The sequence below is a fragment of the Blastomonas aquatica genome (assembly GCF_014639875.1).
GTDB lineage: Bacteria > Pseudomonadota > Alphaproteobacteria > Sphingomonadales > Sphingomonadaceae > Blastomonas > Blastomonas aquatica.
In genome coordinates, this window is the sequence record NZ_BMGD01000001.1 from 127035 (window position 1) to 149922 (window position 22888).

Below are 22888 nucleotides of genomic sequence, written 5' to 3' on the forward strand. Positions count from 1 at the left end.
TGCGCAGGCTGGGTCCCGCTTTTGCGCCGCCGCTGATTCAAGCGGGATTTTTTAGCGTTCGCGGGGATAACGAAAATCACCCAGCCGGGCCACCTCAGCCCCGATACACAATTAGCGCTGCCGGACTCTTTTTCTTGACCAGTTCGATCCCGGTCAACCGAGCCGGGCAGGACTATACAAATGGCCGTTCACCCCATGCAGCATCACATCGGGGCTGGTTCCAAGCAGGGTCGCGGCGGCGAGCTTGGCAGCAGCAGGTGCGGTCTGGATGCCGAAACCGCCCTGACCTGCGAACCAGAAGAAATCCGCGCTGTCCGCCGCAAAGCCGATCAGTGGAAGTCGGTCGGGCGCAAAGCTGCGCTGCCCGGCCCAGCGGTGTTCGACCGCATCAATTTTCCAGTCGACGACGTGCGCGAAGCGGTCGATGGCGATCGCCATATCCAGTTCGTCGGGCGCTGTGTCCGATGGATCCTCCGGCGTCTCGTCATGCGGGCTCAACCACAGCCGCCCGGCCTCGGGCTTGAAGTAATAATCGCCGCGCACACCCAATGTCAGTGGCAGATCGGGCAAGGGTGCCGGCGTGGTCCGAAGCTGGAGCACGGTGCGGCGGAAAGGCTGGACGCCCAAAGGCCGCACGCCCGAACGCTCTGCGACCGGATCGGCCCATGCACCGGCCGCATTGACCAGCCGGGCTGCTGTCACCTGCTGGTCTCCCAGTGTCAGCGTCCAGCCGCCAGTGCCGTGCACCGCTTTGACCAACGGAGAACGCAGCGCGATGGCGGCGCCTGCACGGCGCGCGAACGCCAGATAGGCCTGGTGTAACCCGCCGACATCGATATCCTGGCAATCAGCCTCATAGGTTCCCGCAACGATATCGGCGGCCAATCCCGGCAGCAGGGTCTCGAGGGCAGCACGGTCCCAGCGCTCCATCCGGACACCCGACCCTGCGAAATCGGCCTCCAACGCATCGAGCAGTGCAAGCTCGTCGGCGCCCGCGAGGGTCAGCGATCCACGTGGAGCCAGAAAGCTGCGGTCGCCAAAGCCGGGTGGTGGTGAATGCAGCCAAGGTCCCGATGCGGTGGTCAGAGGCTGCACCTGCGGCCCACCATAGGTTTCCGCCCAGAACGCTGCCGAACGTCCGGTGGAATGGTACCCAGGGCGGTCTTCGGCCTCGGCGATGAGCACCCGGCAATGCGGCGCGATTTCCGCAGCCAGGCTTGCCCCGGCGATCCCGGCGCCAATGATGACCACGTCATAATCTGACATCAGGCGGCGGCTCCGACCCTTTCGGTCGCTGCTCCGGCCACCTTGCGCGCCAGAAAATCGTCAATCGTCTGCAGCACCTTGTCGCGGATCGGGTCGACCTCGCGCAGCAGCTCGTGCCGCGCCTCACGCCCGAAGGCGAGCAGTTCGGCCCCTGGAATGCGGGCTGCGGCGGCCAGCGTCGCCTTGTTGTCGACGAGTTGATCCGCGCTGGTCCCCATCAGCAGCATCGGGGTGCGCACCTTTTCCCACTGCCCCGGGGCATTCAGGCGAATGTTCGATTCATACGCACGCTCGACCCAATGCCAGCTTGCAGGCCCCATCACCAGCTCAGGGCGCTGTCCCCACCACCACAGTTCGTCGGCATAGCGCTCGTTGTCGTGGGTAAGCAGCGTCTGGCGGATCGCAAGCGGCGATGCCGGCTTTTCGCTGACTTTCCATGCGGGCCGCTCGGGCGCACCCAGCCCCCGCATGATGCGGGTAACAAGATGCCCGACCGACATCGGCAGGCCGAGCCCCTTGAGCCCCAGCATCGGCGCGCTGAGAACCGCAGCGACCGGATCTATGCGCTTTTCCTGGATCGCGCGCGCGATCAGGTGCCCCCCCATCGAGTGGCCGACCACGACGTGCGGGCCTGGACGCGAGGACCCCCATTCATCCCAGAAACCGCCGATGTCGTCGATCCAGTGCGCGAAATCCTGAATATGCCCGACATATTGGTGATCGGACATGCGGCCGCTACCACCCTGTCCACGCCAGTCCGCAGACGTCACGTTCCAGCCCTGCGACTGCCAATGGACCAGCGTTTCGAGGTATTTCTCGTAGATATCGCCGCGTCCGGGCATGAACAGGATCGATCCGCGCGGCGCGCCCTGCGCCATCATGTCGATCCGCCGAAGCTGCCAGCCATCGGTGGCCAGCCACCGGCTTTCGACCGCATCGTCAGGAATTGCGCGCCGATCAATGGTTACTTTTTGGTAAGTCATCGTCGCTATACGTCTGATCCCATGGACACCATCCCATTCGTCTACGGTCTGCTGGCTATGTTGGCAATCGCGCTGTTGCATGCGGCGTATACTGATATTGTACGGCGAGAGATCGAGGATTGGCTCAACGCCGGCATCGCGCTTACCGCCCCGTTGTTCTGGTGGGCATGCGGACTTTCGCTGTGGCCGGATATTGCGCTGCAGATCGCACTGGGCGCTGGCGTGTTCGTTTTCTTCGCGCTGATGTTTGCGCTGGGCGCGATGGGTGGCGGCGATGTCAAGCTGCTTGGCGCGCTCGCCTTGTGGTTCCCCTGGCAGGTGATGGCGCAGGTCGCGATTCTGATGTCGCTGGTCGGTGCCATCCTCACCATCATCGTCGTTGCCGAGCACAAGATGCACCGCAAACTGGGCCAGCCCGAGATCCCATACGGCGTTGCCATCGCGATCGCGGCGCTCTGGCCGGTTGGCGAACGGTTTTTTAACCATTTTGCCTGAAAACAGCAGCATTCTGAAGGACTTTGGGGGCCATCAACGTCATGGATAAACGGAAAGTCATCCTGCTGGTAGGAGCGCTGCTGATCGCGCTCACCACCGCATTTCTGGCCCGAAGCCTCTTCACCGGCTCGGCAGCACCTCAGGTTACGGCTGCGGTTCAGCAGACCGAGCCCAACGGCCCGCGCGTGCTGGTGGCGAATCGCTCGCTGCCCGTCGGAACCATCATCACGCCTGACAGCGTCGCCTTCCAGCCATGGCCCGCCAAGCTGGTCAGCAATGCCTATTTTCTGGAAGACGGTGCCAAGGTTGAAACGCTGCTGGGCACCGTGGTGCGCAACGCGATCACCGCTGGCCAGCCGGTCACGCAGGGCTCGCTGGTCAAGCCGGGCGATCGCGGCTTCCTTGCCGCTGCGCTCGGTCCTGGCATGCGCGCGGTCACTGTTCCTGTTTCGGCCCGCACCGGCGTTGCCGGTTTCGTGTTTCCCGGTGACCGGGTCGATCTTGTCCTGACCCAGTCGGTCGAGGGCGAAGACGGTCCGTCGCTCAAGACTTCCGAAACGATCATCCGCAACCTGCGCGTGCTCGCCACCGACCAGCGCGTCAACGCAGAAGATGCCGAGGGCAAGACCGAGGTCATCGCCTTCAGCACCGTCACTGTGGAAGCCACCCCCAAGCTGGCCGAGAAGATCGCGGTGGCGCAAACCATCGGCACGCTCAGCCTGTCGCTGCGCTCGATCGCGGACAACGAGGCCGAGCTCGAACGCTCGATGGCCGCAGGTGACGTCCAGCTCCCCGAAGGCGCGGATCGCAAGACCGAGAACAAGATTCTCAAGGCGCTTGCTACCCGCCCGGTCGATACCGACGTCACCTATGTCACCGGTGGAGATGTCTCGCGCTTTCAGCGTAGCAGCGTCCCGCCGCGCTCCAGCAATCGCCGTCAGCCCGAATATTCCGGCCAGCCGTTGCCTGCCGGTGCACCTGCAATGAACGCCAACCCTTCTTCGGTGCCCATGGGGCCTGTGGTGCGGGTCTCGCGTGGAAATGAAGTGACCGTTGTTCCGGTCGGAGGGAAATGACCATGCGTTTTTCCAATATCCTCAAGGGTGCACTGCTGTGCGGCGTGGTCGCGATAGGCGGAGCGCTCGGCGGCCTCACCCCCATGAGCGCCAGCCCGGCGAATGCCCAGTCCGCCATGCAGCGCCCGGCCGAAACGCTGGTGCTCTCGATCGGACGGGGTCAGCTGATCCAGCTTCCCGGGACGATGACCGATCTGTTCGTTGCCGATACCGGCGTGGCAGACGTTCAGGTCAAATCCTCGCGCCAGCTGTATGTCTTCGGCAAGGCAGGTGGTGAAACCACGTTGTACGCGAGCAATTCCGCCGGCCAGGTGGTTTATTCCGCCACGGTGCGGGTTGGGTCGAACCTCGATTCGATCGACCAGATGCTGACGCTGGCGATGCCCGACGCCAAGGTCCGGGTGAGCACGCTCAACGGCGTGGTCCTGCTGACCGGAACTGTGGGAGCCCCGGTCGACAGCGCCGAGGCCGAGCGCCTGGTGCAGGCGTTCGTCGGTGATGGCGTCAAGGTTATCAGCCGCCTGGCAACCGCGACTCCGATGCAGGTCAACCTGCAGGTGCGGATCGCCGAGGTCAGCCGCTCGTTGGTCAAGGAAATTGGTGCCAACCTGCTGACCCGCGATCTGACCGGAGGCTTCCAGTTTGGCGTTTCACGCGCCAGTCGCAACTTCGCGACCATCGGCAATACGCTCGATGTAACGACCCTTCCCCGGATCGACGCCTCGAGCCAGTTCGGCCTACCGGCTGGCACGCTGTCGCTGCCGTTTAACCCCGCCACCGGACAATTTGTCACCGGCGGCACCACCACCGGCTTTATCAATGGGATCGACGGCAAGACCGCGATCCAGGCTGCTGGCCGCCTCTTTGGTGTCGATATTGCCAGCGCCTTCGATCTGGCCGAACAGGTCGGTCTGGTGACAACATTGTCACAGCCCAATCTGACCGCGCTGTCGGGCGAAACCGCAGACTTCCTGGCGGGCGGCGAGTTCCCGATCCCGATCAACCAGGGCCTGGGCACCACCACCATCGAATACAAGAATTTCGGTGTCAGCCTGGCCTATACGCCCACGGTGCTTGCCAACGGCCGGATCTCGATGCGCGTGCGCCCCGAGGTATCCGAGCTGTCATCGGCCGGATCGGTGACGCTCAATGGTTTCCAGGTGCCTGCGCTCACGATCCGCCGCGCCGAAACGACGGTGGAACTGGGATCGGGTGAAAGCTTCATGATTGCAGGACTGTTGAGCAACAACTCGCAGAACCTCGTCGACAAGGCTCCGGGCTTGGGCGACGTGCCGGTGCTGGGCAACCTGTTCAAGTCGACGAACTTCCGCAAGGGAGAGACCGAACTGGTGATCGTGGTCACCCCGTATCTAGTCAAGCCGGTCAACGCCAACGATATCAAGCTGCCCACTGATGCCTTCCAGACACCCGATGAGGCGCAGCGACTGATCAACCATCAACAGTCGGACGGCATTTCCGGCGGCGATCGTCCCAAGCCCAGCGTGGCCCCACCCGCAGGCGGAAGCGGTGCTCCCGAATTTGGCGCGCTCGGCGATCGGCCACGTGCGTTGCCTTCATCCCCTGCCAAGCCTCAGCGTGATGCGCGGTCTGGCAAGGGTTCGACAGCAAACAATGGCAAGAACGGCGCGATGGCCGCTGCCGCACCCGGTTTTTCATTCGAGTAAGGCCAGCGACCGCCCTGAGGAGAATTTCAATGCGCGCTTATCATGCAGCCATCGCAGCCGCGGCCGTCCTGACCTTGTCGGGTTGCGGCAACATGGCCAGCAACCGTTCGCTGGAGAGCGTTCACCAACCGGTCGTCTCGCGGAGCAACTATACGCTTGATCTCAACGCGCAGGGCGGATCGCTGCCCACGCAGGAACAGCGGCGGCTGGCCGAATGGTTCCAGGCGATGGACCTGGGCTATGGTGACCGCGTTGCGGTGGACGATCCGGCGGGGCGCAATGTCGTGGTCAAGTCGGCGGTCGAAGCTGCCGCATCGCGCCACGGGCTGCTGGTCGGTGATGTCGCTCCGGTGACCAATGGTGAGGTCGCCCCCGGCACGGTACGCGTGGTCGTCACCCGCACGACGGCGGAAGTCCCCGGCTGCCCCGATTGGAAAAGCAAGCTGGAGATGAACTATCGCAATGCGACCAGCAGCAATTATGGCTGCGCGGTCAATGCCAACATGGCAGCGATGGTCGCCAACAAGGAAGATCTGGTGCGCGGGGAACCGGGCAGCGGTACAGTTGCCACCCAGCGCTCCGACACTGCCATCAAGCAGTATCGCGAAGCGCCGCCGACCGGCGCGCAGGGATTGAAGCAGGGCTCTACCCAGCAGGGAGGAACGCAGTGAACGCACCTTGGAAGCCCGGCATGGTCGCAAACCGCGATCAGTTTGCCGCCTATATCTGCGACGAACCCACGCTGGACATAGTCCGTGCGATGGCGATCAACATGGGTTGGCCGCCCGAAAAGTGTAACAAGGGCGGGCTGCGCAATGCTGTGCAATCGCTCTCGATCACGGCGAGTCCCAACATCCTGCTGGTCGATCTGTCGGAATCGGGTGATCCGCTGAACGACATCAACGCGCTTGCAGAAGTGTGCGAGCCAGGCACCGTGGTGATTGCCATGGGCCAGGTCAACGATGTGCGGCTGTACCGCGACCTGATCGCCAGCGGCCTGCACGACTATCTACTCAAGCCGGTCGGCCCCGATCAGATCCGCGATACCATCTTACAGGCGCAGGCGATGCTGAACGCACCCAAGGCCGGAGAGGCCGCCGCGGAACGCTCGCATGTCGGCATCATGGTGATTGGCGCCCGCGGCGGCGTCGGCGCATCGACCGTGGCAACCTCGCTTGCCTGGCAGCTCAGCAAGAATGCCGGACACACCACGGCGCTGCTCGATCTCGACCTGCACTTTGGCACCGGCGCACTGACGATGGATCTCGAGCCGGGACGCGGCCTCACCGACGCCATCGACAACCCCAGCCGGATCGACGGGCTGTTCATCGAACGCGCGATGATCAAGGCCAACGACAAATTGTCGATCCTGTCGGCCGAAGCACCGATCAGCTCGCCGCTGATCACTGATGGCTCCGCCTTCTTCCAGCTGCAGGAAGAATTCCGCCATGCATTCGAAAACACCGTGGTCGATCTGCCGCGCCAGATGCTGATCGATTATCCGCACCTGGTCGCTGAAACCAACATCGCGGTGCTGGTGACCGAATTGACGCTGGCTTCCGCACGAGACGCGATCCGCCTGCTCGCCTGGCTCAAGAGCAATGCGCCTGCCGCGCGTGTGCTGGTGGTCGCCAACAAGGTGCAGCCCGCCACGCTGGAAATCAGCCGGGCCGATTTTGAAACCACGATCGAACGCAAGATCGATTTTCTCATTCCTGCCGACCCCAAGACCGCAGCGCAGGCAGCGAAGCTTGGACAGCCGTTCTGCGAAGCGGGCAAATCGACCAAGGCCGGTGCCGTGATGAAATCGCTCACCGACCGGTGCCTGGGCATGGCCGAAGAAGAGGTCGCGGCTGAAAAGGACACCGGCGGTGCGAAGAAATCGCTGCTCGGAAAGTTCGGTGACTTCAAGTCGCTGCTCCCCGCCAAGCCCGGCAAGAAGTAACCGGCGCCGCTGATCCCAAAGGGAGTTGCGGCCCCAAAATGCGGATGGAATGCGCATGACCATGGTGCAGACATTGCTGGTAGCCGGCGGCCTGATGAGCGTGATCGCGCTTGTCGCGATGGCGTTTGCCGGTCCATCCTCCCGCAAGGAGCTGCAACGGCGCATGCTGGTGGTGCGCGAGCGCCATAGCGATAGCGCCACTGCCAAGGTCGAGGCGCAGATGCGCAAGGCCATCGCCAACCGCAAGCCACGCTTCAACCAGACCGACGAGACGCTGACCAAGATTCAGATGCTGGGACGGCGGCTGGCCATGACCGGCAAGCACTGGACGGTCGCGCAGTTCATTCAGGTGGTCGTCGGTGTCAGCCTTGCCGTGGCATTGCTGGTCTACATGCGCTCGGGCCAGCTGGCGATGAGCGTGTTTATCGGATCTGCGCTGGGCTTTGGCCTGCCGCATATGGTCGTCAGCCACTTCATCAAGCGCCGCCTCAACAAATTCACCCAGCATTTCCCTGACGCGATCGATCTGCTGGTACGCGGCCTGCGTTCAGGCCTGCCTGTCACCGAGACGCTGCAAGTGGTCGCCAAGGAAATCCCCGGCCCCGTAGGCGAGGAGTTCAAGTTGGTCACCGAGCGGATCAAGATCGGCCGTTCGATGGAAGACGCGCTGCAGGAAAGTGCCAACCGGCTGCAGACTCCCGAGTTCAACTTCTTCTGCATCACGCTTGCCATCCAGCGCGAAACCGGTGGCAACTTGGCTGAAACCCTGTCCAACCTGGGTGCCGTGCTGCGCTCACGCGCCCAGATGAAGCTCAAGATCCGTGCGCTGTCGTCCGAATCCAAGGCGTCGGCGTACATCGTCGGCTCGCTACCGTTCCTGGTCTTCATCATGATCTGGTGGGTCAACCCCGAGTATTTGGCCGGGTTCTTCACCGAGGATCGCCTGATGATCGCAGGGATTGGTGGGCTGGTCTGGATGAGCATCGGCGTCTTTATCATGGCCAAGATGGTCAGCTTCGAAATCTGATCGGGGAAAGAGGAAACCGTGCCTGACACAGCCAATCCTACCCTGATGGGGATCGACGTGATTTTCGTCGCGACGCTGCTCGCAGCGGTTGCGACGCTCGCAGTGCTAATCGCGATCTACGCTGCCACCACCGTGCGCGACCCGATGGCCAAGCGGGTCAAGGCGCTCAGCGAACGGCGCGAGCAGCTCAAGGCCGGGATCACCGCGTCCACCGCCAAGAAGCGCACGCGGATCGTCCACAAGAGCGACACCACCGACAAGATGCGCAGCACGCTGCAATCGCTGCGCGTGCTGCAGGACGAACAGCTCAAGGCTGCTCAGCAGAAGCTGGCGCAGGCGGGGATACGGTCAAAGGATGTCGCGGTCGCGATCATTTTCGGACGGATGGTATTGCCGATCGTCTTAGGCGGCGGCGCTGCGCTGCTGATCTATGCGTTTGGCGTGCTGGTGCCCGACTGGACACCGATGAAGAAATTCGGTTTGTTCGCGACCATTCTGCTGCTCAGCTACAAAGCGCCTGATCTGTTTATTCAGAACAAGATCACCAAGCGCACCGATGCCATCCGCAAGGGGTTGCCCGACGCGCTCGATCTGCTGGTGATCTGCGCCGAAGCAGGCCTCACCGTCGATGCCGCGTTCAATCGCGTCGCCAAGGAACTGGGCCGCGCCTATCCCGAACTTGGCGACGAGTTCGCACTGACCGCGATCGAACTCGCGTTCCTGACCGAAAGGCGGCAGGCGTTCGAGAACCTGGCGTATCGTGTTGCGCTCGATTCGGTGCGAGGCGTGGTGACAACCATGATCCAGACTGAGAAGTACGGGACCCCGCTCGCCTCAGCGCTGCGTGTGCTGTCTGCCGAATTCCGCAATGAGCGGATGATGCGCGCTGAGGAAAAGGCCGCCCGCCTGCCCGCGATCATGACCGTGCCGCTGATCCTGTTCATTCTGCCGACGCTGTTCGTCGTCATCCTGGGTCCTGCCGCCTGTTCGATCGCGGACGCGTTCGGCAAGCAGTAAACATCCCAGCAGCATGCCGAAAAAAGGGGTGACCCCGCTGAGCGGAATCACCCCAGTTCACTGATGTACACCGCCTAAGAGGATCGCCCTTTCGGGCTGACTGTCAGGCAGTGTCCCCCATCAATTCTTCAATTCAATACTTGGCACGCACGGTGATGCCGTACATCCGGGGCTCTTCGACAAAGCCGATGCGCGATCGTGCCCCTGCACCGCCGCGCAACGGGGTGTTGGCGGTGATGCCGCGGGTGATCTCGTTGTTGAGGTTGGTACCCCACAATTCGAACGAGTAGCGGTCATCGGGAGTGGTGAAACCAAGCCGCGCGTTCATCTTGAAGTAGCTCTCCTGAATGTCGAGCGGAATGGGCAGGCCATTGGTGTCCAGCGGCGATGTGCTGGTGCGCCGGTCGTCCGAATAGTTGATGTTGAAGTTGGCGAGCATCTTCCAGCCGGAATCGGTGATCTGATTGTCATAGGTGATGCCCGCCACGCCCGTGAACTTGGGCGCGTTGGTCAGATCTGCACCGCACAGGCTGCGTATGGTCTGCAAGGTTTGCGGATCGCCAACCACGCCATCGGCGCAATTGCCCGGATAACGTGCATCGGCATAGGTGACCGCGACGTTGACCGAAATGCCAGAATCAAACTGACCGAACAGTTCAAGCTCTGCACCCGTCGATTTGGCGGACGCCACGTTGAACGTCTGGAATTGCACGCCAGTAAATTCCAGTACCTGGAAGTCGGACATGTCCATGTGGAACAAAGCGAGATTGGCGCGGATGCGTCCATTGGCGAACTCGGTCTTGATCCCGGCCTCATAAGCGTTGACCTTTTCCGAATTGAACCGGGGGTCGTTGCCGTTGGCTGCCGCTGCCGGATCGAGGTTGAAGCCACCCGACTTGAAACCCCGGCTGAACCCTGCATAGGCCAGAAATCCGTTGTTGCTGTTATAGGCAACCTGCGCGGTATAGGTCAGCTCGTCATCCTTGAAGACCTCGTCGAACTCGCGCGGCAACGGCAGTCCAGGGATTGAGCTTGCCAGCACGGTTCCGCCGGTACCCGGAACCGTCAGGCCGACCGAGGTCGCGAACGGGAAGCAAGTCACACCCAACGCACCTTGCTGCAATGCTGCAGGAATACCTGCATTGGTAAATGCACCGCTTATCAGGGCATTGGTTATCGCCTGGCAGGCCGGCGAGTTGGCCGAGAGCTGTTCGAAGCTGCCGCGCTTCTTTTCGTCAACATACCGCGCACCCAGCGTTAAGCTGAGGTTGTCGGTAAAGTTGATCACGTTGTGGGTGAAAATCGAGAAGCTCTGCGCATCCTGCCGGAAGCGGTTGACAGCGAAGTTACCCGCCGCGTCCACCGGAATCCCACCATTGCCAAACGATGTCAGCAAGAAAGCCGGATTGGGGCCCAGTGTTGGGATGAAGCCAAAATTGCCTGCGCTTACCGCGCGCTGATAATCCGTACCCAAGGTCATCGACTGAACTTCGTCTATCTGTTCGTCGGAATAATAGGCGCCGATGAGGAAATCGAGTGCATCATTGAAGGCGCTGCCCTGGAAGCGCAGTTCATGCGTCATGGTCTCGATAGGGCCGCCAGTTTTCGGAAAGCCTGGCGCAGCCGTCGATCCCCTGCCTGTGCTGAAAAGGTTCAAGCTGACAAAGTCCGATTCCTGCGCGGACTCAGCCTCAAACCGCCGGAACGATCCGATATAGGTCATCTGGGCAGGACCAAGATCCCACTTCAGCTCGCCAGAAAAGCCGTATTGCTCGGTATTGTTCAAGAACTGCTGGCTGTTGGTCTGCAGATCCTTCAGCGCCTGTGGCCCGGAGACAACTACGCCGTCGTTTGGCAGGCCGTTCAACGCAAAGAACGGCTGGAGTTCGGTTTCACGGACAATCACCGCATCGCAGCAGTTTTCGTTCGCCTTGGCATAATCGCCGATCAACCGGATGCTGATATCCGGGGACGGTTCCCACAGCAGCTGGCCGCGAATGACATAGCGATCGCGGTTGCTGCTCTCGGCCCCCGGAACACCGACACTGTTCAAAAAGCCGTCGCGTTTGCGATACGCACCCGAGATGCGCATGCCCAACTGATCGCTGATCAGCGGAACGCTGACCCCGGCCTGCACGTTGAAGAAGTCGTAATTGCCGTAGGTGAAGTTGCCGAATGCTTCTGCCCTGGTGAGGTTGGGGCGCTTGGTGGTCAGGTTGAGTGCACCTGCCGATGTGTTGCGTCCGAACAGCGTACCCTGCGGCCCGCGAAGGATTTCAAGCCGTTCGAGATCGAGCAGATCGCCCAGCGCAATACCGGGGCGCGACTGATACACACCGTCGATGAAGACGCCGACCGAGCTTTCAAGGCCCGTGTTGTTGCCGGTGGTTCCGACACCGCGAATGCGGATCGAGGTACCCTGGCTTTCGGTCTGCGAGGACTGGACGTTGAAGCTTGGCGAGATCGATGTCAGCGACTTGATGTCTTGGACGTTCTGCCGATCGAGCTGTTCCGGACTGACCGCCGTAACCGCGATCGGAATGTCTTGAACATCCGCTGCACGCAGCGTGGCGGTGACGATGATCACCTCCCGTTCCGGCGCGTCCCGGTCCTGCGCGTCCTGCGCATAAGCCATAGATGTCATTGAGACAGTGCAAAGCAAGCCCAGAACGGGCTTCCACGAAGTGCGCATCCTCTTCTCCCACAAGCAATGTGTATATCTTGCTTTTTGCACCCCACCGCTCTTCGGGCGATGCCAGGTACGGTCAGAAAATTGTCACAACCCGTGCCTGATTGCAATTTTTTAATGCGGTGGTGTCATTTTTGCACATCTATCGAACTGGCAGAAATCCTCGCATTCTGCTGCTTTTGCACTGCAGCATTCACTTGACGTTACGGTAAGTTGAGGATTGGCGCATGCGGCGCTTCAATCGTTCGGCAGTGCAGCAGCGATGCGCGCATATCGACGCTTGCAATACCCAAGATCGGCGTTAGCGTGCTCTGTTTTAATCGATTAATTAAACGGGTGAGTGATATGGCTGGAGCACTTTCGGGGGTAACGATAATCGAACTGGCCGGCATCGGTCCCGGTCCATTTGCAGCGATGATGCTGGCCGATCATGGTGCCCGAGTCGTTCGCGTCGAGCGCGCATCGGGCCGCAATGCGGTGGGCAATGCCGGAAACCGCGATATCCTCAACCGCAACCGCGAGGTGATCGCTGTCGATCTCAAGAGCGCCGAGGGCATCGCGCAGGTGCGCGATCTGGTGCGAAGCGCCGATGGCCTGATCGAAGGCTTCCGCCCCGGGGTGATGGAGCGGCTGGGCCTGGGCCCTGATGTGCTGCTCGCCGACAACCCGGCGCTGGTGTATGGCCGTATGACCGGTTGGGGGCAGACGGGGCCGTATGCACCGCTGGCAGGACACGACATCAACTATATCGCGCTGTCGGGCGCGCTGCACAGCTATGGCCGCGCGGGCGAGAAGCCCACGCCCCCGGTGAACGCTGTGGGCGATTTCGGTGGTGGCGGGATGATGATGGCGTTCGGCATGCTGGCGGGCATCCTGTCGGCGCGCAGCACCGGCAAGGGCCAGGTGATCGACTGCGCGATGACCGATGGCGCAGCGGTGCTTTCGGCGATGACCTACACCTTCCTCGCCAACGGCCAGTGGCGCGACGAGCGCGGGGTCAACCTGCTCGACACTGGCGCGCATTTCTATGACACCTATGCTTGCGCCGACGGCAAGTACATCTCGATCGGATCGATCGAACCGCAATTCTATGCGTTGCTCCGCGAGAAGGCAGGCCTCACCGATCCAGCGTTCGACGCGCAGATGGATCCGCGCCAATGGGGCCCGCTCAAGGAAAAGCTTACCGCGCTGTTCCTGACCAAGACCCGCGACGACTGGTGCGCGATCATGGAACACACCGACATCTGCTTCGCGCCCGTACTGAGCCTGACCGAGGCGCCGCAGCACCCGCACAACCAGCAGCGCGGTACGTTTCTAGAGGTCGACGGGATGTTGCAGCCTGCGCCCGCGCCGAGGTTCAGCGAGACGCCTGCGCCGCCGGTGCGGATGGGTTAGTGGACCGGCGGACCAGTCCCTGATCGCGCATCAGCGTCATGGATGCAGTTGCGCCGCTCCTCGTATATACAAATGTTGACACATTTTGGCTGGCGCTTTAAATCTGCCCACCTAGACGGGAGTCACGCCATGCGCAGTCAGGTCAAGAAGTGGGGCAACAGTGCTTCGGTCCGCATACCTGCACGGGTGCTAGCCGCTGCGGACATGCATATCGATCAAGAGGTCGAGATGCGTGAAGAGGGTGGCAGGATCATTATCGAGCCAGTTGCTGTTCCTTCCTACGATCTTGAGGATCTGCTCGCCGCGATGAAACCCGAGAACTTTCCTGACGAAATCGACTTCGGCCCGCCAGTTGGCGAGGAAATCTGGTAATGCCTGGCTATGTGCCGGACACAGGTGATATTGTGTGGTTGCAGTTTGACCCGCAGGCAGGACATGAACAGGCGGCGCACCGCCCTGCCCTCGTTCTGTCACCGGCGAGTTATAACGGAAAACGTGGCATGATGATCTGCTGCCCTATGACCTCGCGCCAAAAAGGTTACCCGTTTGAAGTTGCTATCGGCGATGCGGCAGGCAGCGTTGTCCTGGCAGACCAGATCAAGAGCGTTGACTGGCGCGCACGCAACGCAAGCCGGAAGGGCACGGCTCCTGTTTCTGCGCTGATAGAGGTTCAGGCGAAGATCAAAGCCCTGCTGAGCCTATGACCACCCCTCACCCGAACACACTCCAGCCCGTCGCTTCCACGAGCTCCTCCAGCGCAATCGCGCCGACCATCGAGGTGCCCGAGGCGTTCAGCCCCGGCGACCAGACCGCGATCGCGCCATGCCCTGGCGCGATGCACAATATGCCGCCGCCGACGCCGCTCTTGCCGGGCAGGCCGATGCGATAGGCAAAATCGCCGCTGTTGTCGTAATGGCCGCAGCTCATCATCACCGCGTTGATCCGGCGGCAGTCCTCGCGGGTGACGAGCCGATCGCGATTGATCGGGTCGCAGCCGTCATACGCCAGGAACAGCGCCGCGCGCGCCAGCTGGCGGCAGCTCATGCGGATCGCGCACTGGCGAAAATAGGCGTGAAGCGCGTCTTCCACCGGATTGGCCATATTGCCGAACGCCGCCATGAAGTGCGCCAACGCCCGGTTGCGCGAACCGGTGGCGGATTCCGATTGCGCAACTTCTTCATCGATCCAGATCGTGGTGTCGCCCGATAACCGGTGGAACCGGGTCAGCAGTTCCTCGACCATCGCATCGCGGTTGCTGCCTGCGACCAGCATGTCGGTCACCGCGATGGCGCCGGCGTTGATCAGCGGGTTGCGCGGCACGCCCTTCTCGTTTTCAAGCTGGACGATCGAGTTGAACGCACTGCCCGAAGGCTCGCGACCCACGCGGCTCCACACTTGCTCACCATACAGCCGCAGCGCCATCGACAGCGTGAACACCTTGGAGATCGACTGGATCGAGAACGGCTCGTGGCTGTCGCCCAACGTGATCATCTCGCCATTGCCCTGGACGATCGCCATTCCGAATTTGACGGGATCGACCCGCGCGAGCGCCGGAATGTAATCGGCCACCTTGCCGGAACCGATATGCGGCGCCACCGCTGCCTCGATCCGCGCCGTGATCGCCTGCCAATCCATCGCTCGCCCCCATGATGATGTCGGCCTCGTGTGTCGCACTGCAGCGCCCACCAAGCAAGGCGTTGCGCTGGCACACAAAAAATAGCAGGGGACAAGAGTATGTCGATCTTTTCGCGTCTTGTTCCCGACCAGTTCGTGCTCGTGCTGTTGCTGACCGTCGCGGTCGCAGCGGTGCTTCCGGTGACCGGTGCAGCAGCGGTCTACGCCGGTCATGCGGTCTCGGTGGCGATATTTCTGCTGTTCTTTCTCCATGGTCTGCGCCTGCCGCGCGCCGAGGTGCTCGTCGCCATGCGCAACTGGCGGCTCCAGAGCCTGATTTTCGCCTTCGTCTTCGCCTTCATGCCGCTGGTCGGACTGGCAGGCGTCAGCCTTCAAGGGGGCATCCTGCCCGACGGGTTGGTGGTCGGCCTGCTGTTTCTGGGGATCCTGCCATCGACCGTACAGTCGGCGATCAGCTATTCGTCGCTGGCGGGCGGCAACATCGCCGCATCGGTGATGGCATCGGCGCTGCTCAACCTTGCAGGAATCCTGATGACCCCGTTGCTGGTTGCGCTGATCATCGGCGCGGATGGTGGCGCGGCGATCGGCGGCGATACGATCCTGCGCATTGTCGCCATCCTGCTGTTGCCGTTCACGCTGGGCCAGCTCGCGCAAGGATGGCTGGGCCCATGGGCCGTCCGTCACAAGCCGCTGCTCACCGTGCTCGATCGCACAGCGATAGCGCTGGCGGTGTACGTTGCCTTCAGTTCGGCGGTCGCCGGTGGTCAGATGCAGGCGCTCGACTGGGGCATATTGGGCGTGCTGAGCGCGATCATCGCAGGGATGCTGGCGGTCGCAATGCTGGCGGCGTGGGCTCTGGGCGGGCTGATGTCCCTGCCCCGCGCCGACCGGATCAGCCTGCTGTTCGCGGGATCGCACAAGAGCATCGCCACCGGCGCACCGCTCGCCGCGATCCTGTTTGCCGGGCCGCAGGCGGGCCTCGTGATCCTGCCTGCTTTGCTCTATCACCAGCTGCAGCTGATCGTATCGGCGCCGCTCGCATCCAGGCTGGCAAAAAGCCAGGACCGCTGACGGTTTTTGCTTTGCCTGCGGCCACGTCAGGGCAATAGATAGCCGATGGATTCCACCAGCCCCTTTGCGGTCGCCGATGCTCCGCCGCTCGATCCCGCCAAGTTCCGCGATCCGCAGGTCACCGCGAAGGGCGAGCCGCGCGCCAGTGTGGCGATGACCGCGCTCGAGACGCTCTGGTTCAACACCGGCACGCTTTGCAATCTGGCCTGCAAGAGCTGCTATATCGAAAGCTCGCCGCGCAACGATGCATTGGTGTATCTGACCCTCGCCGAGGTCACCGCCTATCTCGACGAGATCACCGACGCCAAGCTGCCCACCCGCGAGATCGCGTTCACCGGCGGCGAGCCCTTCATGAACCCGGATATCATCGCGATCCTGGAACTGAGCCTGTCGCGCGGATTTCCCACCCTGGTGCTCTCCAATGCGATGCGCCCGATGCGACGGCACGAGGGCGCACTGCTCGCGCTCAATGCGCAATACGGCCGCCAACTGACGATCCGGGTGAGCCTCGACCATTATTCGCAAGCGGTGCACGAGGCCGAGCGCGGCGGCAACAGCTGGGACAGGGCGATCAGCGGGCTGCAATGGCTGGCTGGCAACGGTTTTGCGATTGCGGTCGCGGGGCGGCATCTGGCGCATGAAAGCGATGCCGAGGCGCGCGCAGGGTTCGCCGGATTGTTCGCGCAGCATCGCCTGCCGATCGATCTCACCGATCCGCAGAGCTTCGTGATGTTCCCCGAAATGGATGCCACTGCCGACATTGCCGAGATAAGCACCGGATGCTGGGACATTCTGGGCAAGAGCCCCGATGAGATGATGTGCGCGACCAGCCGGATGGTGGTGAAGCACAAGGGTGCCGACCGGCCTACGGTAGCCGCCTGCACCCTTCTGCCCTATGATCCGGGGTTCGACTTGGGAGCGACCTTGGCACAGGCGTCGCGCAGCGTTTCGCTCAACCACCCGCATTGCGCGCGTTTCTGCGTTCTGGGCGGCGCGAGTTGCAGCTAGGGGTCCGCGAACCTACATAGCAGTAAGAACCGGTCTCTATCCCGAGGCCGCCGCACGCACAGGTTTTTATCCCGCATGCTCCCCCCCAAAACGCGAACTCCAGCTCCATCCTCCGGACAGGCGGTTCCCAGCGGACGTATCGCCCGTTTTGCCGGATTCAGCAGCATGGCAGGCGGCATCGCGGGCACGATGCTGGTCGATGGTGCGAAGCAATGGGCGCAGGGCAAGCGGCCAAGCGTCGGCGATCTGCTGTTGACCCCCGCCAATGCGCGCAAGATCGCCGACAAGCTCGCCACGATGCGGGGCGCGGCGATGAAGCTGGGGCAGCTGATGTCGATGGACACCGGCGACTTCCTTCCGCCCGAGCTTGCCGACATCATGGGACGGTTGCGTGCCGATGCGCAGCACATGCCGCAAGGGCAGCTGCGCAACGTGCTCAACCAGAACTGGGGCCGCGGCTGGGAAAAGCGCTTTGCCAGCTTCGATTTCAAGCCGATCGCCGCCGCATCGATCGGCCAGGTCCACCGTGCCCGCACCACCGATGGCCGCGACCTTGCGATCAAGGTCCAATATCCCGGCGTGCGGCAGAGCATCGACAGCGATGTCGACAACGTGGCCTCGCTGATCAAGCTTACCGGCATGCTGCCCTCGGGGATCGAGATCGATCAAATGCTGACCGATGCCAAGGCGCAACTGCACGAAGAGGCCGACTATGCACACGAAGCCGCGCATCTTGCCCGCTTCGGCGAGTTGCTCGCTGACAGCGCCGATTTCCGCGTGCCCTCGCTGCATGCTGACCTCACCACGCCCGACATTCTGGCGATGGACTATATCGAGAGCATTGCGATCGAAGACACCGCCGCGATGGATGCCGACGTCCGCGACCGTATCGTTCGGCTCGCGGTCGAGCTGCTGCTGCGCGAGTTGTTCGATTACCGGTTGATGCAGACCGACCCCAATTTTGCCAACTATCGTTTCGATCCGGCCACCGGACAGTTGGTGCTGCTCGATTTCGGAGCAACGCGGGTGGTGAGCGATGCGGTGTCCGATAGCTACCGCACCCTTCTGCAAGGCGGGCTGAGCCGCGACCTCGCCCAGATGCGCGAGGCAGGTTTGGCGCTGGGGATGCTGCATCCCGATGCACCGGAGAACCACAAGGTCGCGGTCCTGGGCATGTTCGACACGGCCTTTGAACCGCTTCGGCTCGACGGGCCGTTCGACTTCACTTCCAACGAAGTCACGATGGAATTGCGTGACGAGGGCATGGCCTTCGCCAAGGAACGGACGTTCTGGCAGATCCCCCCGGTCGACACGCTGTTCATCCAGCGCAAAATCGGCGGAGTGTTCCTGCTGGGCAGCCGCTTAAAGGCCAACATCAACGTCAACCGCCTGATCCGCGGCGCGCTGTAGGCCACCCAGTGTTCAGCCGTCCAGTATTCAGCCGTCCGTCTTTCAGCCGCCCAACTTGGTGACTTCCTGGCCCTCGGGGCTGGTGAAGGCAAAGCCTGATAGCTTGGACTTGGCGAGCGTGTTGACGAACGATTGCGCCTCGTTGGGCCCCGAGAACGGGCCGGTCAGCAGCCGGTTGGTCGCATTGAGCGGGGTCCACCAGCCCTGCTTGCCCTTGAACACTGCAGGTGCCTCGCCCACCAGCCGCTTCCATTCCTTGGACAGATCGGCACGGTTGGCACCGCCCGCCACCTGCACCCAGTAACGCTTGGGATTCTTGGGCGGGGCAGGCTTGGCCGCTGCCTTCTTCGCCGCAGCCTTCTTCTCTTCGGCCTTCTTGGCCTCAAGCTTTTTGGCCTCTGCCAATTTGGGATCGACAACGGGCGCTACAGGCTTGGGTGGGGCTGGCTTAAGCTTCATGATGTCGACCGCGTTCTCGTCGGGCTCGAGCTCCTGCGGCGGCACGGTAATGCCGGCAACAACATCGGCCAGGGTGATCCGGGCGATTGCAGGCCCGCCCCCGCTGCGCGCGGCGGCAACATCGAGCAGGTCACTCCTTCCGGCAGCCGGAGCGGAAGCCGGCGTTGCTGCAGGCGGCGGACTTCCGGCGGTCCCTGGAGTCGCCTGTGGACCGAGCCGAGCAAGGTCGAAGCCACCCTGGCCTGGCGTGGCCGCAGACGATGCCGGGGTGGACTGCACGGCCTGCCCCGTCGCTGCCGGTCCACCTTGTGGCTGGGGCTGGCCCTGGGGTCGGGGCTGGGGTGTCGCTTGCGGCGCCGCCTGGGCTGATGTCACCTGCGGTACCGAGTTGAACCCCGGTTTGGGAAGCTCCGTCATTCCGGCCATCAACACCGGCTTGGTATTATCGGGCACGGGTGGCAACTGCGCAGACGAGGAGGGCGCGGACACTTCGCGCTCCCGAGCTGTCGGTTCAGTATCCCCGGCCGCTGCGCCAATGCCGGGGGTGGCCGCGGTGGCCGGGGCGGCGCTCGCCAACGCCATTTGCTCGGCCTGCCCACGTTGCGTCGGCGGAGCCGAGTTGGTCTGACCGCCGCTGGTCCTCGAGACCCGCGCCATGCGCGCCGGGGCGGCCGTCGCGGAAGAGCCCTGGCCGGGCAGCGGCTGGATGGTTCCAGGAGCGGCCTGAGTCTGATTGGCCATCAGAGGATTGGCTGGCTGCGGATTGGGGAGAGTCTGCCCAGGAAGCGACTGCACCGTCGCACGCGCGGACTGCACCTGACCAGGGAGTGGCTGGACCGTGGCAGGCGGCAGGCCGCGGCCCGGAATCAACAGGTCGGACGGTGGCACCGGACCGGGCGCACGCGCCTGCACCGGCACCGGCTGTGCAGCGGCCTCGACTTGCGCGAGGGCTATCGCGTCGCGCTCCTTCTTCGAAAGCCTGCCGGGCCTGCGCCGGTTTGATTTATCGACCGTGGCGACCTTGCGGGTCTTGCTGTCTGCCGTCGGCCCCAGCGGTTCACCAGCGGGGATCAGCCCGGAATCGGCCCGGCCGGACCGCAGCCGCACTGGACCAGCCGAGGCATATTGGCGGTTGCGCGGGTCATCCTTGCCGATCGCGGCCGATTGCGGAAACTGTCCGAAATGCGCAGCTGCGGCCTGTTGCGCCGGGGTCAACTTTCCCATGAAGCGGAAAAACGGTTCGATCGAGGCAGCCATGCGCTTGGGCATAGTCGCATCAGCGATCGCGATCGCGCCCTGGGGGTCTCCGGTTACCGCGAGCACGAACGCCCGGGTGCGCCACGCGGCGGCATCGCGCTTGCGCAGCAGCGGATCGAGCTGGGCTTCGGCACCGGCGCGATCCCCCGAGATGCCCAGCGACAGTGCGTAGCGGCGTATGGTCTCGTCATCGCTGCCGCGGCGCAGCGCGAGTTCATAATCGGCCTGCGCAGCGTTGGAGTTGCCAACCAGATCGTAAGCCAATCCGCGATCGGCCGCATACACGGTCTCGGGAACGCCAAGCCTCTTGGCCTCCTCGAACAATCGCAGCGCCTCATAAGGGTTTTCGTTGAGCAATAGGCCCGATCCGAGCCCCGCCTTAACCCGGCCATTGCCCGGTGCCATCTCGTCTGCACGTGCGAAGAAACCGATCGCCGCCTGAGGATCGCCCAGCAGCAGCGCCGCGTTGCCACCATCGATCAATGCGTCGATATCGGCGGGATTGAGCGCCAGCCGTTGCAGCGCATTCTGCAACTCGCGCGTACCCCGAGGCTGGGCGACATTGAGTGAGGAATACCCGGGCTGCACGGTATCGGGGGCATCGGGCCCCTCTTCCTGCGCTTGCGCCGGAACCAAGGCCAGCACAGACATCGCCACCAGCAAAGCAGTGGCGGAGGTCAGGCGGCGCGAATGGGAATAACGGGTCAATACCATGTCAATCCCGTCAGTCGGCGCTTGTTCCACCGAATGCAAGCGCATGGCGACGCTGCGTACGGCAGAACGTTGCGCCCATTCGACAGCTTGCGGGAACCCATTTAATAGCGCAATGGCCCGCCACTCTTTGAAGAGCGGCGGGCCAGCACGATCACTGATTGTTCTGCCGTCCAAGGAAACGCGGGATGTTGAGCGGCGGAGCATCGGCACTGTCGTCGCCATCTTCCTCTTCGCCCCGTGCGCCACCGCGCGACAGGCTCGACATCCTCTCGAACAGCGTTCCGCCACCGCTGGTCACGCGTGGTGCCTTGGGCGCGGTCACAACAGGCTCTGCCGCAGGTGCTACAGAGGCTGCGGGCGCAGGCGCAGGGGCCGGCGTTGGCGCAGGGGCAGGAACGGCGGCCTGTTCGACGCTTGAGCTGTCCAGCAGCAGTTCGTCCGCGCCCGATGCATCTTCGTTGTCGTCGAGCGATTGCGCAGCGACGCCGAGATCAAGCGTATCGCCGGAGTTTGCAGACGGAGCAGGCGCCGGTGAGGGTGCGGCGCCAAACGAGGGAGCCGGCGCAGGTGCCGGCGCGGGCGCGGGCGCAGAAAAGCCGCGCGTGCCGCCTTGGGCGAGCGAGAACGGGCGTGTGTCCTGCGTGTTCTGCAGCGCTTCGCCGTCGATGCCGGTGGCGACCACCGAGACGCGGATCTTGCCTTCCAGATCGGGGTTGAACGCGCTGCCCCAGATGATGTTGGCATCCGGATCGACCAGTTCCTTGATGTGGTTGGCGGCTTCATCGACTTCCATCAGGCGCATGTCGTCGCCGCCGGTGATCGAGACGATGACGCCCTTGGCGCCCTTCATCGACACGCCGTCGAGCAGCGGGTTGGCAATCGCGCGCTCGGCAGCTTCGAGTGCGCGGCCATCGCCTTCAGCCTCGCCAGTGCCCATCATCGCCTTGCCCATCTCGCGCATCACCGAACGGATATCGGCAAAGTCGAGGTTGATCAGGCCGGGATTGACGATCAGATCGGTGATCGAGCGCACGCCCTGCTGCAGCACTTCGTCGGCAAGCTGGAAGGCTTCCTTGAAGGTGGTGTTGGGGTTGGCGACCAGGAACAGGTTCTGGTTGGGAATGACGATCAGCGTGTCGACGTTCTTCTGCAGCTCGGCGATGCCGGCTTCGGCAGCGCGCATACGGCGCGTGCCTTCGAAGGTGAACGGCTTGGTGACGACACCGACGGTCAGGATGCCGCGATCGCGCGCAGCCTTGGCGACGACAGGTGCAGCGCCGGTTCCGGTGCCGCCGCCCATGCCGGCAGCGATGAAGCACATATGCGTGCCTTCGAGGATCGCCTCGATATCGCCGACAGTTTCTTCCGCTGCTGCACGACCGACTTCGGGACGCGATCCGGCGCCCAGACCCTGGGTCACATCGGGGCCCAGCTGGATACGCTGTTCGGCGGTTGACGAGTTCAGCGCCTGCGCATCGGTGTTGGCGACAATGAAATCGACACCCTCGACATGCGCTGCGATCATGTTGGCAATGGCGTTGCCGCCTGCCCCGCCGATCCCGATGACAGCGATCCGCGGACGCAGCTCATCGACGGTGGGCGGTCCAATGGTGATGCTCATGCCTTAATTCTCCTGCGCTTCATAAATTTGAAGCAAATTACGGGGTGCACATTGCACAGATTGATTCGCGAATTCACGTAAAAAATCGGGTTTTTCCACCGCTACATGCGTATCGGCGTGCTATCTACCGCTCAT

At 62.9% G+C, this 22888-nt stretch carries 19 protein-coding genes; 13 read left to right on the forward strand and 6 right to left on the reverse strand.

Going from position 1 to position 22888, the window contains the following annotated elements; genetic code table 11:
- Positions 1-153: 153 nt before the first annotated feature.
- The gene (locus IEW00_RS00615; RefSeq protein ID WP_188512434.1) at positions 154-1266 is read right to left on the reverse strand and encodes an NAD(P)/FAD-dependent oxidoreductase; all 1113 of its coding nucleotides are present in this window, start codon (positions 1264-1266) and stop codon (positions 154-156) included.
- Positions 1266-2249, reverse strand: coding sequence for an alpha/beta fold hydrolase (locus tag IEW00_RS00620; RefSeq protein ID WP_188512435.1), 984 nt, complete (start codon positions 2247-2249; stop codon positions 1266-1268). Before IEW00_RS00620 ends, IEW00_RS00615 begins: the two co-directional genes overlap by 1 nt.
- 21 nt (positions 2250-2270) lie before the next feature.
- Here IEW00_RS00620 and IEW00_RS00625 point away from each other — a divergent pair, with 21 nt between their 5' ends.
- Genes IEW00_RS00625 through IEW00_RS00655 form a run of 7 tightly spaced genes read left to right on the forward strand, consistent with a single transcriptional unit; the run spans position 2271 to position 9494 of the window.
- On the forward strand, positions 2271-2744 hold the full coding sequence (locus IEW00_RS00625) for an A24 family peptidase (protein ID WP_188512436.1): 474 nt from the start codon (positions 2271-2273) through the stop codon (positions 2742-2744).
- A gap of 41 nt (positions 2745-2785) precedes the next feature.
- Positions 2786-3820, forward strand: coding sequence for a Flp pilus assembly protein CpaB (gene cpaB / locus IEW00_RS00630; protein WP_188512437.1), 1035 nt, complete (start codon positions 2786-2788; stop codon positions 3818-3820).
- On the forward strand, positions 3817-5505 hold the full coding sequence (locus IEW00_RS00635) for a type II and III secretion system protein family protein (protein ID WP_188512438.1): 1689 nt from the start codon (positions 3817-3819) through the stop codon (positions 5503-5505). The genes cpaB and IEW00_RS00635 overlap by 4 nt, the downstream gene beginning before the upstream one ends.
- 29 nt (positions 5506-5534) lie before the next feature.
- Positions 5535-6176, forward strand: a complete 642-nt coding sequence (locus IEW00_RS00640) for a CpaD family pilus assembly protein (RefSeq protein WP_188512439.1) — start codon at positions 5535-5537, stop codon at positions 6174-6176.
- Positions 6173-7450, forward strand: a complete 1278-nt coding sequence (locus IEW00_RS00645; protein WP_188512440.1) for a CpaE/TadZ family protein — start codon at positions 6173-6175, stop codon at positions 7448-7450. The genes IEW00_RS00640 and IEW00_RS00645 overlap by 4 nt, the downstream gene beginning before the upstream one ends.
- A gap of 55 nt (positions 7451-7505) precedes the next feature.
- On the forward strand, positions 7506-8477 hold the full coding sequence (locus IEW00_RS00650; RefSeq protein WP_188512441.1) for a type II secretion system F family protein: 972 nt from the start codon (positions 7506-7508) through the stop codon (positions 8475-8477).
- A gap of 45 nt (positions 8478-8522) precedes the next feature.
- Positions 8523-9494 carry a type II secretion system F family protein gene (locus IEW00_RS00655; protein WP_188513038.1) on the forward strand — a complete coding sequence of 324 codons (972 nt, stop codon included), beginning with the start codon at positions 8523-8525 and terminating at the stop codon, positions 9492-9494.
- 133 nt (positions 9495-9627) lie between these two features.
- Here IEW00_RS00655 and IEW00_RS00660 read toward each other — a convergent pair whose 3' ends face one another.
- Positions 9628-12138 carry a TonB-dependent receptor gene (locus IEW00_RS00660; RefSeq protein WP_188512442.1) on the reverse strand — a complete coding sequence of 837 codons (2511 nt, stop codon included), beginning with the start codon at positions 12136-12138 and terminating at the stop codon, positions 9628-9630.
- Positions 12139-12528: 390 nt separating this feature from the next.
- Between IEW00_RS00660 and IEW00_RS00665 the strand changes: the two genes are divergently transcribed.
- The 3 genes from IEW00_RS00665 (at position 12529) to mazF (ending at position 14282) form a co-directional block, all read left to right on the forward strand.
- The gene (locus IEW00_RS00665; protein WP_188512443.1) at positions 12529-13578 is read left to right on the forward strand and encodes a CaiB/BaiF CoA transferase family protein; all 1050 of its coding nucleotides are present in this window, start codon (positions 12529-12531) and stop codon (positions 13576-13578) included.
- A gap of 129 nt (positions 13579-13707) precedes the next feature.
- Positions 13708-13950, forward strand: coding sequence for an AbrB/MazE/SpoVT family DNA-binding domain-containing protein (locus IEW00_RS00670; RefSeq protein ID WP_188512444.1), 243 nt, complete (start codon positions 13708-13710; stop codon positions 13948-13950).
- Positions 13950-14282 (forward strand): endoribonuclease MazF, encoded by a 333-nt coding sequence (gene mazF, locus IEW00_RS00675; RefSeq protein ID WP_188512445.1) that lies wholly within the window; start codon positions 13950-13952, stop codon positions 14280-14282. The genes IEW00_RS00670 and mazF overlap by 1 nt, the downstream gene beginning before the upstream one ends.
- A 7-nt stretch (positions 14283-14289) precedes the next feature.
- Here the strand turns inward: mazF and IEW00_RS00680 are convergent, their stop codons facing one another.
- Positions 14290-15213: a glutaminase gene (locus IEW00_RS00680; protein WP_188512446.1), complete on the reverse strand. Its 924-nt coding sequence runs from the start codon at positions 15211-15213 to the stop codon at positions 14290-14292.
- Between the two features lie 99 nt (positions 15214-15312).
- Between IEW00_RS00680 and IEW00_RS00685 the strand changes: the two genes are divergently transcribed.
- From IEW00_RS00685 to IEW00_RS00695, 3 genes are all read left to right on the forward strand, one after another.
- Complete coding sequence (locus IEW00_RS00685; protein WP_188512447.1) at positions 15313-16284, forward strand: bile acid:sodium symporter family protein; 972 nt, start codon at positions 15313-15315, stop codon at positions 16282-16284.
- 45 nt (positions 16285-16329) lie between these two features.
- Complete coding sequence (locus IEW00_RS00690) at positions 16330-17292, forward strand: radical SAM protein (RefSeq protein WP_188512448.1); 963 nt, start codon at positions 16330-16332, stop codon at positions 17290-17292.
- Between the two features lie 165 nt (positions 17293-17457).
- Positions 17458-18702, forward strand: a complete 1245-nt coding sequence (locus IEW00_RS00695) for an ABC1 kinase family protein (protein WP_229736731.1) — start codon at positions 17458-17460, stop codon at positions 18700-18702.
- Between the two features lie 42 nt (positions 18703-18744).
- Here the strand turns inward: IEW00_RS00695 and IEW00_RS00700 are convergent, their stop codons facing one another.
- The gene (locus IEW00_RS00700) at positions 18745-21126 is read right to left on the reverse strand and encodes an SPOR domain-containing protein (protein WP_188512450.1); all 2382 of its coding nucleotides are present in this window, start codon (positions 21124-21126) and stop codon (positions 18745-18747) included.
- A 157-nt stretch (positions 21127-21283) separates the two neighbouring features.
- Positions 21284-22753, reverse strand: coding sequence for a cell division protein FtsZ (ftsZ, locus tag IEW00_RS00705; protein ID WP_188512451.1), 1470 nt, complete (start codon positions 22751-22753; stop codon positions 21284-21286).
- Between the last annotated feature and the right edge of the window lie 135 nt (positions 22754-22888).

What these genes read in the sequence shown, in the direction of transcription:
- IEW00_RS00665 (WP_188512443.1), top strand. Translation starts at nt 12,529, where the DNA reads ATGGCTGGAGCACTTTCGGGGGTAACGATAATCGAACTGGCCGGCATC.
- IEW00_RS00615 (WP_188512434.1), bottom strand. Translation starts at nt 1,266, where the DNA reads ATGTCAGATTATGACGTGGTCATCATTGGCGCCGGGATCGCCGGGGCA.
- IEW00_RS00685 (WP_188512447.1), top strand. Translation starts at nt 15,313, where the DNA reads ATGTCGATCTTTTCGCGTCTTGTTCCCGACCAGTTCGTGCTCGTGCTG.
- ftsZ (WP_188512451.1), bottom strand. Translation starts at nt 22,753, where the DNA reads ATGAGCATCACCATTGGACCGCCCACCGTCGATGAGCTGCGTCCGCGG.
- IEW00_RS00695 (WP_229736731.1), top strand. Translation starts at nt 17,458, where the DNA reads ATGGCAGGCGGCATCGCGGGCACGATGCTGGTCGATGGTGCGAAGCAA.
- mazF (WP_188512445.1), top strand. Translation starts at nt 13,950, where the DNA reads ATGCCTGGCTATGTGCCGGACACAGGTGATATTGTGTGGTTGCAGTTT.
- IEW00_RS00660 (WP_188512442.1), bottom strand. Translation starts at nt 12,138, where the DNA reads ATGACATCTATGGCTTATGCGCAGGACGCGCAGGACCGGGACGCGCCG.
- IEW00_RS00640 (WP_188512439.1), top strand. Translation starts at nt 5,535, where the DNA reads ATGCGCGCTTATCATGCAGCCATCGCAGCCGCGGCCGTCCTGACCTTG.
- IEW00_RS00650 (WP_188512441.1), top strand. Translation starts at nt 7,506, where the DNA reads ATGACCATGGTGCAGACATTGCTGGTAGCCGGCGGCCTGATGAGCGTG.
- IEW00_RS00655 (WP_188513038.1), top strand. Translation starts at nt 8,523, where the DNA reads ATGGGGATCGACGTGATTTTCGTCGCGACGCTGCTCGCAGCGGTTGCG.
- IEW00_RS00680 (WP_188512446.1), bottom strand. Translation starts at nt 15,213, where the DNA reads ATGGATTGGCAGGCGATCACGGCGCGGATCGAGGCAGCGGTGGCGCCG.
- IEW00_RS00635 (WP_188512438.1), top strand. Translation starts at nt 3,817, where the DNA reads ATGACCATGCGTTTTTCCAATATCCTCAAGGGTGCACTGCTGTGCGGC.
- IEW00_RS00620 (WP_188512435.1), bottom strand. Translation starts at nt 2,249, where the DNA reads ATGACTTACCAAAAAGTAACCATTGATCGGCGCGCAATTCCTGACGAT.
- IEW00_RS00670 (WP_188512444.1), top strand. Translation starts at nt 13,708, where the DNA reads ATGCGCAGTCAGGTCAAGAAGTGGGGCAACAGTGCTTCGGTCCGCATA.
- IEW00_RS00690 (WP_188512448.1), top strand. Translation starts at nt 16,330, where the DNA reads ATGGATTCCACCAGCCCCTTTGCGGTCGCCGATGCTCCGCCGCTCGAT.
- cpaB (WP_188512437.1), top strand. Translation starts at nt 2,786, where the DNA reads ATGGATAAACGGAAAGTCATCCTGCTGGTAGGAGCGCTGCTGATCGCG.
- IEW00_RS00625 (WP_188512436.1), top strand. Translation starts at nt 2,271, where the DNA reads ATGGACACCATCCCATTCGTCTACGGTCTGCTGGCTATGTTGGCAATC.